The 11826-nt window shown below is 69.0% G+C and carries 10 protein-coding genes; 4 read left to right on the plus strand and 6 right to left on the minus strand.

The features are described from left to right. Window positions 1-93: 93 nt before the first annotated feature. From rsmG to ACFYXB_RS06460, 4 genes are all read left to right on the plus strand, one after another. Complete coding sequence (gene rsmG / locus ACFYXB_RS06445) at window positions 94-810, plus strand: 16S rRNA (guanine(527)-N(7))-methyltransferase RsmG (protein ID WP_351346091.1); 717 nt, start codon at window positions 94-96, stop codon at window positions 808-810. 386 nt (window positions 811-1196) lie between these two features. Continuing rightward, window positions 1197-2270 carry a ParA family protein gene (locus ACFYXB_RS06450; protein WP_351346195.1) on the plus strand — a complete coding sequence of 358 codons (1074 nt, stop codon included), beginning with the start codon at window positions 1197-1199 and terminating at the stop codon, window positions 2268-2270. Next, the gene (locus ACFYXB_RS06455; protein WP_389578342.1) at window positions 2267-3376 is read left to right on the plus strand and encodes a ParB/RepB/Spo0J family partition protein; all 1110 of its coding nucleotides are present in this window, start codon (window positions 2267-2269) and stop codon (window positions 3374-3376) included. Before ACFYXB_RS06450 ends, ACFYXB_RS06455 begins: the two co-directional genes overlap by 4 nt. 318 nt (window positions 3377-3694) lie before the next feature. Continuing rightward, window positions 3695-4312: a GNAT family N-acetyltransferase gene (locus ACFYXB_RS06460; RefSeq protein ID WP_351346085.1), complete on the plus strand. Its 618-nt coding sequence runs from the start codon at window positions 3695-3697 to the stop codon at window positions 4310-4312. 107 nt (window positions 4313-4419) lie between these two features. On the opposite strand, the gene trxA is transcribed toward ACFYXB_RS06460, so the two are convergent. From trxA to murJ, 6 genes are all read right to left on the minus strand, one after another. Further along, the gene (gene trxA, locus ACFYXB_RS06465) at window positions 4420-4752 is read right to left on the minus strand and encodes a thioredoxin (RefSeq protein ID WP_103545205.1); all 333 of its coding nucleotides are present in this window, start codon (window positions 4750-4752) and stop codon (window positions 4420-4422) included. A gap of 43 nt (window positions 4753-4795) precedes the next feature. Further along, window positions 4796-5764: a thioredoxin-disulfide reductase gene (gene trxB, locus ACFYXB_RS06470; RefSeq protein WP_351346081.1), complete on the minus strand. Its 969-nt coding sequence runs from the start codon at window positions 5762-5764 to the stop codon at window positions 4796-4798. A 169-nt stretch (window positions 5765-5933) separates the two neighbouring features. Then, window positions 5934-6866: an anti-sigma factor family protein gene (locus ACFYXB_RS06475; protein ID WP_389578347.1), complete on the minus strand. Its 933-nt coding sequence runs from the start codon at window positions 6864-6866 to the stop codon at window positions 5934-5936. Then, window positions 6863-7588 carry an RNA polymerase sigma factor SigM gene (gene sigM / locus ACFYXB_RS06480; RefSeq protein ID WP_389578350.1) on the minus strand — a complete coding sequence of 242 codons (726 nt, stop codon included), beginning with the start codon at window positions 7586-7588 and terminating at the stop codon, window positions 6863-6865. Before sigM ends, ACFYXB_RS06475 begins: the two co-directional genes overlap by 4 nt. Window positions 7589-7614: 26 nt before the next feature. Further along, entirely contained in the window at window positions 7615-9330 is a 1716-nt protein-coding gene (locus tag ACFYXB_RS06485) for a protein kinase family protein (protein ID WP_389578353.1), read from the minus strand. 118 nt (window positions 9331-9448) lie between these two features. Then, a complete protein-coding gene (murJ, locus tag ACFYXB_RS06490; RefSeq protein ID WP_389578355.1) occupies window positions 9449-11815 on the minus strand; it encodes a murein biosynthesis integral membrane protein MurJ in 2367 nt (788 codons plus the stop codon). Window positions 11816-11826: the final 11 nt, after the last annotated feature.

Consider the following 11826-nt stretch of genomic DNA (forward strand, 5'->3'; position numbering starts at 1 on the left):
CCGTCTGCCCGCAGGCGGGGCCGAAGTTTGTCAGCCTGGTAGTTCTGGTGGTCGGCGCTCGGTGCGCTGATGCGGTACGGAAGGACGGTCCCCGTGACGGAGGCAGTGGAGCTCCCCCCTGCGCCTGAGCAGGCGCGCGACGTATTTGGTGATCGCTTCGCGGATGCGGTCCGGTACGCCGAGCTCCTCGCCGAGGCAGGAGTGCAGCGCGGGCTCATCGGCCCGCGTGAGGTTCCTCGCCTGTGGGAGAGGCATCTGCTGAACTGTGCGGTGCTTTCTGAGGTCGTGCCCGAGGGTGTGACGGTCTGTGACGTCGGGTCCGGTGCCGGGCTGCCGGGCATTCCCCTGGCTCTCGTCCGGGACGACTTGAAGATCACGCTGTTGGAGCCTCTGCTGCGGCGCACGAACTTCCTCATGGAGGCCGTCGAGCTGCTGGGGCTCGACCATGTGACGGTCGTTCGTGGCCGTGCCGAGGAGGTCATGGGGAAGCTGCCGCCGGTCCACGTGGTGACGGCTCGTGCGGTTGCTCCGCTGGACCGGCTGGCCACCTGGGGCATCCCGCTGCTGCGGCCCTACGGCGAGATGCTGGTGCTCAAGGGCGCCACCGCCGAGGAGGAGCTGAAGAACGCGGCCACTGCGCTGAGCAAGCTCGGTGCGGTCGAGACGTCCATCCTGCATGTGGGTGAGGGGGTCGTGGATCCGCTGTCCACTGTGGTGCGGGTGGAGGTCGGGGAGTCGCCGGGTGGTGTCCGCTTCGCGGCGAAGCGCGCCAAGGCGGCGCGGGCGGGCAGGGCGCGTCGGCGCCGCTGACCGCGGAGGTCCCGGGCCAAGCCTGAGGGCTTTCCTGCGGTGAGGAGGGCCCCTCAGGCTGTGTGCGGTGCCGGCGCCTATGACGACTTCGTCACAGTGCCGCCGTCACCGCTGCACGGGGTCTCGCTGTTGCCCTTCTTGTTCCACGGGGAGCGTCCAGGTGGGGTTCCTCGGCGGAGTGTCGCTCACATAAAGGGCAAATTGTTGTCATCGTGTTTCACGTGAAACGTCGCTCACTGCTGCACGGCATCATCAGTCGGGGTCGCGCTGCGGCCGAACCGCACGAGCGGAAGCCTCTCGGGTCACTCGGAGGGGCTGCCGAGTTGTCCACAGAGGAGGATTTCCCCACAGAACACCAGGCCTCACTGGTTCGCGACCCCGAAGGCATGGGAGGCTCTGTTCATTGCGAGCCTGAAGTCGAGGAGAGTGAATCCTTGCGGTCCGACGCCAACATCGCGGGACCGATGACCGATCCGGTCCCCGGTCCCCGTACCGAGTCGATGGGGGCGGATGTTTCACGTGAAACACCGCCTCCGATGGACGACACTCCCATCGGTCGTGCTGCCCAACTGGCGGTGGAAGCTCTGGGTCGTGCCGGCGAGGGTCTGCCGCGGCCGGAGCAGACCCGAGTCATGGTGGTCGCCAACCAGAAGGGCGGCGTGGGCAAGACGACGACGACCGTCAATCTTGCCGCTTCGCTGGCGCTGCACGGTGGCCGTGTCCTGGTGATCGACCTCGACCCGCAGGGCAACGCGTCCACTGCTCTGGGGATCGACCATCACGCCGAAGTTCCGTCCATCTACGACGTGTTGGTCGAGAGCAAGCCTCTCGCCGAGGTCGTGCAGCCGGTCCCGGATGTCGAAGGCCTCTTCTGTGCCCCTGCCACGATCGATCTCGCCGGTGCGGAGATCGAGCTGGTGTCGCTGGTGGCACGGGAGAGTCGGCTGGAGCGGGCCATCCAGGCGTACGAGCAGCCGTTGGACTACATCCTCATCGACTGCCCGCCGTCGCTCGGCCTGCTGACGGTCAATGCGCTGGTCGCCGGCGCAGAGGTGCTCATCCCGATTCAGTGCGAGTACTACGCGCTGGAGGGCCTCGGCCAGCTGCTGCGCAACGTCGACCTGGTGCGGGGGCACCTCAACCCCGCCCTGCATGTGTCGACCATCCTGCTCACCATGTACGACGGCCGGACGCGTCTTGCCTCCCAGGTCGCGGAAGAGGTGCGCAGCCATTTCGGCGACGAGGTGCTGCGGACGAGCATTCCCCGCTCGGTCCGTATCTCCGAGGCACCCAGCTATGGGCAGACGGTTCTGACCTACGATCCTGGTTCGAGCGGTGCCCTCTCCTACCTTGAGGCGGCACGAGAAATCGCGCTGAGGGGCGTCGGCGTCAACTACGACCCGACGCAGGCCCACATCAGCGCACAGAGCAACCCGAACATGGTGGAGGGGATCCAGTGAGTGATCGACGGAGGGGGCTGGGCCGTGGTCTCGGCGCACTGATCCCAGCGGCTCCAACCGAGAAGAACCCGGCCTCCGCCGCGGTGGGGGGTCAGGCTTCCGCCTCTCCCGCGGCGGTCCCGGTCCTGACGACCGACCGTGGGGTGGCCGCGGCGAAGGTGGCCACGCTGCCACCGGTTTCACATGAAACCGAGGAGCTCTCGGGGAGTGGCTTCGCGGAGGTGCCGCCCTCTCCGGTGGGTGCCCACTTCGCCGAGATTCCCCTCGACGACATCACGCCCAACCCGCGGCAGCCGCGTGAGGTCTTCGACGAGGACGCGCTGCAGGAGCTGGTCACCTCCATCCAGGAGGTCGGTCTTCTCCAGCCGGTCGTCGTACGGCAGCTGGGTCCCGGACGCTACGAGCTCATCATGGGTGAGCGGCGCTGGCGGGCCTGCCGTGAGGCGGGGCTCGAGGCGATCCCGGCGATCGTGCGTGCCACAGACGACGAGAAGCTTCTCCTGGACGCGCTCCTGGAGAACCTGCACCGCGCGCAGTTGAACCCGCTGGAAGAGGCAGCCGCTTACGACCAGTTGCTCAAGGACTTCAACTGCACGCACGACCAGTTGGCGGACCGCATCGGGCGCTCCCGTCCGCAGGTCTCCAACACGCTGCGTCTGCTGAAGCTTTCGCCGGCCGTTCAGCGTCGGGTTGCCGCCGGTGTCCTGTCCGCCGGGCACGCGCGGGCACTGCTCTCTGTGGACGACTCGGAGGAGCAGGACCGCTTGGCCCACCGGATCGTGGCCGAGGGACTCTCGGTGCGGGCTGTCGAGGAGATCGTGACCCTGATGGGCTCGCGGCCCCAGACGGCACAGCGCTCCAAGGGACCGCGCGCCGGAGCGCGAGTGTCTCCGGCGCTTACCGACCTCGCGACCCGTCTCTCGGACCGCTTCGAGACGCGTGTGAAGGTCGACCTCGGTCAGAAGAAGGGCAAGATCACTGTCGAGTTCGCCTCCATGGACGACCTCGAGCGGATCCTCGGCACCCTCGCCCCGGGCGAGGGGCCGGTCCTTTCGACGGGCCTGCACAACGGGGACGGCGAGGACGCCGAGGACGCGGAGGACTGAGCCTCGGGTGAACCCGCCCGGTCGGGCGGCGGAGCGGATCGTGTCCGGTGTGTACCGGAACACGGTCCGCTCTTTGCTTTCAGGCGGTATCGGCGGAATCGCATCGTGGATACGATGCGATTCGGGTATGGCGCATCTACCTGGCAGCACCTTCGAGTGGGAGGCGGGGGCCATGCGAACGATGAGCCGCACCGGACTGGTCAGCGCGGCCCTGGGACTGGGCGCCGTGGGCGGGTTCGTCGGCAGTCTGCTGAAGGAACGGAACGCTCTGACAGCCGCTCGCGACGCCGCGGGCGAAGGAAGCGAGGATCAGCCTTCATGGGCCGTCGGCTCGTACCGCTCACGCTGGACAACCTTCAAGACCTTCCCAAGCGCTGTCGCTCGTGCGTCTTCTGGGAGTTGGACCCAGTCAGCGGCGAGGCCGCGGTAAGAGCGGGCACGGCCGCCTTGCAGAAGGAGTCCTGGATCTCCGCCGTCCTGCTGGACTGGGGATCGTGTGGCCGGGTTGTCTACGTCGACGACGTGCCGGTGGGTTTCGTGCTCTACGCTCCGCCCGCGTACGTCCCCCGCGCCACGGCGTTCCCGACGAGCCCTGTGTCTCCGGACGCGGTGCAGTTGATGACCGCCTTCATCATGCCGGGCTATCAGGGCCAGGGGCTCGGCCGGGTGATGGTCCAGACGGTTGCCAAGGATCTGCTGCGGCGCGGCTTCAAGGCGATCGAGGCGTTCGGAGACGCCCGGTGGAAGGAGCCCGCCTGCGTGCTGCCGGCCGACCATCTGCTGGCGGTGGGCTTCAAGACCGTACGCCCGCATCCCACGTACCCGCGCCTTCGGCTGGAGCTGCGTACGACGCTCTCCTGGAAGGAAGACGTGGAGATGGCCATCGACCGGCTGCTGGGGGCCGTACAGAAGGAACCAGCGCTTCGGCCGCTCTAGCGGCCGAACGCCGTATTCGGCTCACATACGAATGGGCCAACCCGCAGGGGTTGGCCCATTCGTGTTTCACGTGAAACATGCGCCCGTCGACGTGACGGCACAGCCGATTACTCGGCGATGAAGTCCTCGAGGTCGCGAACGATCGCGGCCTTCGGCTTGGCACCGACGATGGTCTTGGCGACCTCGCCACCCTGGTACACGTTCAGGGTCGGGATGGACATGACGCCGTACTTGGCGGCTGTACCCGGGTTCTCGTCGATGTTGAGCTTGACGACCTCGATCTTGTCGCCGTACTCGGAGGCGATGGCCTCGAGGGACGGGGCGATCTGGCGGCACGGACCGCACCAGGCGGCCCAGAAGTCCACCAGGACGGGCTTGTCGCTCTTGAGGACGTCCTGCTCGAAGCTGTCGTCAGTCACATTCTTCAGGGTGCCGGCCACGGCGGGCTCCTTAACTCGATCGTGCGGTGGGGAGGAAGGGGGGTCAGACGGAGGTCTTCTCGGGCTCGGCCTTCTCCTCGTCCGCGAGGGCGGAGAGGAAACGCTCGGCGTCGAGAGCGGCGGAGCAGCCGGTACCGGCTGCGGTGATCGCCTGGCGGTAGGTGTGGTCGACCACGTCGCCTGCGCCGAAGACACCGGTCAGGTTGGTCCGGGTGGAGGGCGCGACGACCTTCAGGTAGCCCTCCTCGTCGAGGTCCAGCTGACCCTTGAAAAGCTCTGTGCGCGGGTCGTGGCCGATCGCGATGAACAGGCCCGTCACCGGGAGATCGGAGAGCTCGCCCGTCTTGACGTTGCGGAGCTTCAGTCCGGAGAGCTTCGGGTCGCCCTGGATCTCGGCGACCTCGCTGTCCCAGACGAACTTGATCTTCGGGTCGGCGTAGGCGCGCTCCTGCATCGCCTTGGAGGCGCGCAGGCTGTCGCGGCGGTGGACGATGGTGACCGACTCGGCGAACCGCGAGAGGAAGGTGGCTTCCTCCATCGCGGTGTCACCGCCGCCGATCACGGCGATGTCCTGGCCCTTGAAGAAGAACCCGTCACAGGTGGCGCACCAGGAGACACCGCGGCCGGAGAGCGCGTCCTCGTTCGGGAGGCCGAGCTTGCGGTGCTGCGAGCCGGTCGTGACGATGATGGCCTTCGCCTTGTGGACCGTGCCCGCGGTGTCCGTGACCGTCTTGATCTCACCGGTCAGGTCGACGGAGACGACATCGTCTGGGATGAGCTCGGCGCCGAAGCGCTCGGCCTGCGCGCGCATGTTGTCCATGAGCTCGGGGCCCATGATGCCGTCGCGGAAGCCGGGGAAGTTCTCCACCTCGGTGGTGTTCATCAGCGCACCGCCCGCGGTGACAGCCCCCTCGAACACCAGGGGCTTCAACGACGCACGTGCAGTGTAAAGCGCCGCCGTGTAACCGGCGGGCCCGGAGCCGATGATGATCACGTTACGGACGTCGCTCACGGCTGGTTTCCTCGTCTCTGGTCTGCGTCATTCGACCGGTGCGAGCTCCTCTCAGAACTCCCACCCCACCCAACGGATCCTAGGGGGTCCGCATTCCCGCTGTGTCCGGGCACACGGGGATGCTGCGTAGTAGGGAATCGCACGCGGGGGCGAGACGTGATGAAGACACTCAGGGACGAGCGAAGGACTGCTTCAGCAGAACCTTCCCGGGCGAGATGGGCTGCTTGTCGATGCAGCCCGTGTCGACGACATAGGCGGTGACCCGCGTGCTGTCGGAGGCGTCCGGGAGGAGCACGAGGTACGCCTCCTTGCCGTCGTAGGTCCCCTTCTTGGCGCCGAGGACATCGGCTTCGCGATTGATGCCCTGCCGGACGCAGTCCGGGACTGGGACGGAGGGCTGGATCAGTGTGTTCGCGCTCTCCGTCGAGCCGGGGGGGTCGGACTGGGACTCGATGCCAAGCCGGGGCTTCGGGCTGTCGGCGCCGCGTTGTGAGTTCGGGCGCGTGGAGAGGAGGTTCTTCACCTCGTTCTTGAGCGGGCTCCCGGAGAACGTACCGGAGGGGCTGGCCTGAGCCGTCGAGTGGGACTTGTCGTCACCGAGTGACTGGAGGAAGAGGGATCCGGCCCCTAGGACAGCGGCGGTAAGGACAGCACCCAGGACGACGGTCCTGCGACGCCGGCCCCGCCCGCGATCTTTGCGGCCAGGGCCGGTCGCGGCGTGCGGCCGTCCGGCGGGCCGGTCCGGGGGAGCCGATGTTTCACGTGAAACATGGGCCTCGGCATCCTCGTCGGAGGGTGCGGGGGAGACGGAGGCCAGGACCGGTGCGTCCACGGATTCCGGAGCCGTGGTGCTCAGCAGAGCTTCGGCGGCAAGGGCGGCATCGATACGACCTGCGACGTCGTCGGGCATGCGGGCCGAACCGGGCACCGTGCCCAGCAGTCCCCGGATCTCCTCGAGTGAGGCGTAGACGTCGGCACAGAGCTCACACTCGTCGAGATGGCGCCGTACGTCCGCGGTCCGGGCCGGCGGGAGGAGGCCCTCGGTGAGGTCGGAGATCTCGGCGACGTCCGGGTGCCCGGTCGCGTCCGTCGTGGGAGTCACGCTCGCCCACCTCCGCCCTTCACTGCGGCTGAATCGCTCGGCCCCGTTCCTGGTGAACTTCTGTCCTCAGGCCCTGCTGCGGGTGGGACGGATGTCCCCTGCGCCCGGTTCCGTGCGGGGTCCGGCTCTTTCCCGTCACGGCTGTTCTCCGGCCGTAGGTGGGAGATGAGCGGGAGGAGTCTGGCTCTGCCACGCGCGCACCGGCTCTTGACCGTGCCGGTCGGCACGTCGAGGATGCGGGCGGCCTCGGCGACGGGGTAGCCCTGCATGTCCACCAGGACGAGGGCGGCCCGCTGGTCGTGCGGCAGTGTGCCGAGGGCTTCGAGGAGTTGGCGGTGGAGGTCGTTGCGCTCGGCCGGCGCCGAGGCCGACTCGTGCGGCTCCAGCAACTGCTCCAGCCGTTCGGTGTCGTCGACGGGTGCCGTCTTCCGGGAGGCCGCCTTGCGGGCCCGGTCCAGGCAGGCGTTCACCGTGATCCGGTGCAGCCAGGTGGTGACGGCCGACTGTCCCCGAAAGGTGTGGGCGGCCCGATACGCGGACACGAGAGCGTCCTGCACCGCGTCAGCGGCCTCCTCACGGTCCCCCAGCGTCCGCAGCGCCACCGCCCAGAGCCGGTCCCGATGACGCCGCACGATCTCACCGAAGGCCTCGGGGTCACCCGCGACGTGCCGGGCGAGCAGTTCCTGATCGCTCGCACCGTCGAATCCGGCGCCCTCCGCCATCTGACCCCCTCGCCTCCGGTGAGACGTCAGCCTGTGAACTTCACCTCGGTGATGGCCTGCTTGAATCCGGCGCCGCTGTACGAGGCCGCGTCCTCACCCGAGTACGGCACGGCCGTGAGCCACACGAGGACGTACCGGCTCTTCACGGGCTTCTTGAGCTTCACCGTGGCGGTGGTCCCGCTCGTGTCGACGCTGCCGATCTGCGTCAGTGAGTCGAGTGACCCAGGTGTCAGCGAGTCGGACGCGTACAGCTTGACCGTGGTGTGATCGCCAGAGTAGCGAAGCCCGATGCTCGCCGAGGAGAGTTCCTTCGCCGAGCCGAGGTCGTACGCGATGCCCACGCCCGGCTTGTACGGCGGGATGGAGGGGCCGCCGGTGAAGGTCTTGGTCCGCCAGGACGTGGAGGCGTCGCCGTCGTAGGTGTTGGCGACGTCGCCGGGGTGCTGGGCGTCGCCCTTCGCGACGAACTCCTGCGCACCCTTGATCGGGAGTGGCGTGGCGGGTTTGGTCTTGCCCGCGCCCTTGTCGCCACCGTCCGTCGTCTGCGTGTTGTTCGTGTCGTCGGAGCTGCCCTGGTCCATCAGCGCGTCGGCGAGCTGCCAGCTGCCCAGGCCCAGGGCGGCGATCAGGAGGGCCGAGACCGCCCACTTGAGCGCCTTGCCGGTGCGGCTCTGGAGCGGGGGCGGCGGGGGCTGCATGGGCTGGGTGGCGCGTGGGGCCGGGCGGCCGTACGTGCCCTGCTGGTACGTCGTGCGCTGGTACTCCGGCGGGGCCGTGAACGCGGGCTCCGGCGGGCGGATGCGGGGCATCTCGCCGATCGCCTTGACCAGTTCCTCCGGCGTGGTGCACGCCGACTCATGGCGGGAGGCGGTGGCGCCGTCGTTGGCGAGGGCCCGCATGGCCAGCTCGGACAGGCCGCGGTGGACACCCGCACGCACCTGGTCCGGTGCGATCAGACCGACGCCCTTGGGCAGGCCGGACAGGCCGTAGGCGTCGTTCTCGTACGGCCATCGCTGGGTGAGCGTCGCGTACAGCAGGGCGCCGATCGACTCGGTGTCCGTGCGCTGCGGGGTGTCGGAGCTGATGCCGCGCAGAGCGGCGTTGACCGCGAGGCCGCGGATGCGCCACTGGCCGGACGACGTACGCAGCACGGCGTTCGGGTTGAGCCGGAGATGGGCGAGGCCCTCGCGGTGGGCGGCGGCCATCGCGGAGGAGACCTGACTGGCCATCTGGTACGCGTCATGCGGTTCCAGCGGGCCCGAAGACAGCTGCGTGGTCAGTTCGGTGGCGTCGGGCAGCCACTCGTGCACGACGTAGACGAGGTCGTTCTCCTCGACGGCGTCGAGGACCTGGACGAAGCGGGGATCGCCGAGCAGGGCCGATGAGCGTGCCGCCGCCAGCACGGAACGGGCCCGTGTGTGGTCCGCGGGAAGGACGTGGACGCCGACGGCGCGACGGAGCTTCTCGTCGACCGCACGCCAGCTGCTGAATCCGTCCAGACGGGTGACGCACTCCTCGAGACGGTAGCGTCTGGCGAGTTTGTGACCGCTGTGCAGTTCGGGAGGTGAGGCCTTCTGTCCGGGACTCTCGGTCCCGCCGCTCCTCTGTGCCTCGTTGTTTTCCGTGTCCCGCTCCGGGTTCTGGGCCACCCCGTCGGCCGTGGCCTGGTCCGCCTTGGCGGTCAGCGGCTCGTCACCGCTGTTGTCTGCCACGTCGACGGCAGCCGTGCTCCGTTCCGCCACCGTCGTCCCTGCCTCCCCATCCGTTGCGCGCTGTCCGACGCCGAAACCAATTGTGCCCACAGTCCGCTGCTATGCACGACACACGGCGGCGGACGATGGTTGTGCGCGTACCCCCGCCTCAGCGTCCCAGACGCCCGCGGACCATGCCCACGAGGGAGTTGAGTTCCTCGATGCGCATACGGCGGGCCGCGACGAAGAAGATGCCGAGCAGGACGGCCCCGCCGACCACGAGCGAGGCGAAGGAACCGAGGACGCCCTGGCCGAGCATGTGGCCGATGCCGTAGACGGCGGCGCCGCTGAGGAGGGCGGCCGGGACGGAGGCGATGCACAGGCGGGCGTACGTCCGCAGGACCCGGGTGCCGTCCAGGTCGCCGCCGAGCCGCTTGCGCAGCCGCCTCCACGCGACGCCCACACCGATCGCGTAGGCGAGGCCGTACGCGGCGGCCATGCCGGCCACGGCCCAGCGGGCGGGGAACAGGAAGTAGCAGAGCACCGAGGCACTGGCGTTGACCACGGCCACGATGACCGTGTTGTAGAAGGGGGTGCGGGTGTCTTCGTAGGCGTAGAAGGCGCGCAGGACGACGTACTGAACGGAGTACGGGATCAGGCCGAGGGCGAAGGCCATCAGCATGTAGCCCATGTTGGTGGCTTCGCTGGTGCCCGAGGAGCCGAAGATCAGCGTGCACATCGGGATGCCGAGGGCCAGGAAGCCGAAGGCGATGGGCACGATCGCCACGGCCGTCGTGCGCAGGCCCTGCGAGATGTCGTCGCGGACCGCGCCCGCGTCGTTCTCAGCGGCCGAACGCGAGATGCGCGGCAGCAGGGCCGCCATCAGGGACACCGTGATGATGGCCTGGGGCAGGCCCCAGATCAGCTGGGCGTTGGCGTAGGCGGCGAAGCCGGTGCCGTCGACGGGAGAGGCCTTGCCGGCCGACGTGGACAGCTGGGAGACGACGAGCGCACCCGCCTGGTTGGCGAGGACGAACAGGACGGTCCACTTGGCGAGCGTGGCGGCCTTGCCGAGGCCGTGGCCCTTCCAGTCGAAGCGCAGCCGCAGCCGGAAGCCGGTCTCACGCAGGTACGGGATCATCGCCAGGGCTTGGACGACGAGGCCGAGCAGCACGCCGATGCCGAGCAGGCGCTGGCCCTCCGGCGGGATGTTCGTGACCTTCATGCCCGAGTCCGCCGCGGTGCCGTACACCCAGATGAACATGCCGAGCGTCACGATGATGACGATGTTGTTCAGGACCGGGGTCCACATCATCGCGCCGAACTTCCCGCGGGCGTTGAGGATCTGACCCATCACCACGTGGATGCCCATGAAGAAGATCGAGGGCAGGAAGTAGCGGACGAAGGTGACGCCGACCTCGTTGGCCGCCGGGTCGCTCGCGATGGGGTTGGACAGCAGGCGGATCAGGGCGGGCGCGGCGACGATCGCGAGCATGGTCAGCGCGCCGAGTGCCACCATCACCAGGGTCAGCAGACGGTTGGCGTAGGCCTCGCCGCCGTCCTCGTCCTCCTTCATGGCGCGCACGAGCTGCGGCACGAAGACGGAGTTGAGGCCGCCGCCGACGGTCAGGATGTAGATCATCGTCGGCAGCTGGTAGGCGACCTGGAAGGTGTCACCCAGCAGACCGACACCCAGCGCCGCGACGATCATCGCGGAACGGACGAATCCGGTGAGGCGGGAGACCATCGTGCCCGCTGCCATGACGGCACTGGACTTCAGCAGTCCCGAGGCCCGCCCGCCCTTCTGAGCGGCCGGGGCGGGGGCTGCGGGGGCGACGGGCGCCGGTGCCGCGGCCGCCGGCGAGGCCGCTTGATACTGCGTCGCGGGGTACTGGCCGCCGGGGTACTGGCCGCCGGGGTATTGGGCGGCGGGGTATTGGCCGCCGGGGTTCGGGTTGGCGGGGTTCGGGTTGGCGGGATACGGCGTCGCCTGGTACTGGCCCACCGGGCCCTGCCCGGTGCCCGGCGGGCCCGCCGGGCCCGGTACCGCCGGGGGCTCCATGCGCGGGCGTCCGCCGCTCTGCTGCTGGTCCTGGAAGAGATGGGCGAAGGCGTCCGGCTCGTGGTGCTCGTCGCTGGAGTGCGTGACCAGGTCGTCCACGCCCACGAACTGGGTTGTGCTGGGGTGGTCGCCGTACGGCAGGTGATGCGTCGGTCCCTCGGGCTCCGGCGCAGGGGTGTGAGCCCACACGCGCGGGTCGGGTGCGTACGGCGACTGCTCCGGCTGTCCGTACAGCGGCTGCTGCGGGTACGTGCCCGGGGGCGGCGGCGGGTGCGCGGCACGGTCGTAGAGCGCCTCGGCGACGGGATCCTGGGCGGAGAGATCCTGCGCCCGGTAGGGGTCCTCGTCGTAGGCGTCCTGGAGGTACATGTCCGCCGCGTGCTGCGGCGGCACCTGGCCGGGCTCGGGTGGCGGTTCGGGGTAGCCCGAACCGGCCGCGGCCTGGCCACGGTCACCGTCGTACGGCGCGTTCATGGTTACCCCAC

The organism is Streptomyces sp. NPDC002619, assembly GCF_042889305.1.
GTDB lineage: Bacteria > Actinomycetota > Actinomycetes > Streptomycetales > Streptomycetaceae > Streptomyces.

Coding starts and splice junctions, on each gene's coding strand:
- murJ (WP_389578355.1), bottom strand. CDS start 11,815: ATGAACGCGCCGTACGACGGTGACCGTGGCCAGGCCGCGGCCGGTTCG.
- sigM (WP_389578350.1), bottom strand. CDS start 7,588: ATGGCGGAGGGCGCCGGATTCGACGGTGCGAGCGATCAGGAACTGCTC.
- ACFYXB_RS06450 (WP_351346195.1), top strand. CDS start 1,197: ATGGGAGGCTCTGTTCATTGCGAGCCTGAAGTCGAGGAGAGTGAATCC.
- ACFYXB_RS06460 (WP_351346085.1), top strand. CDS start 3,695: ATGGGCCGTCGGCTCGTACCGCTCACGCTGGACAACCTTCAAGACCTT.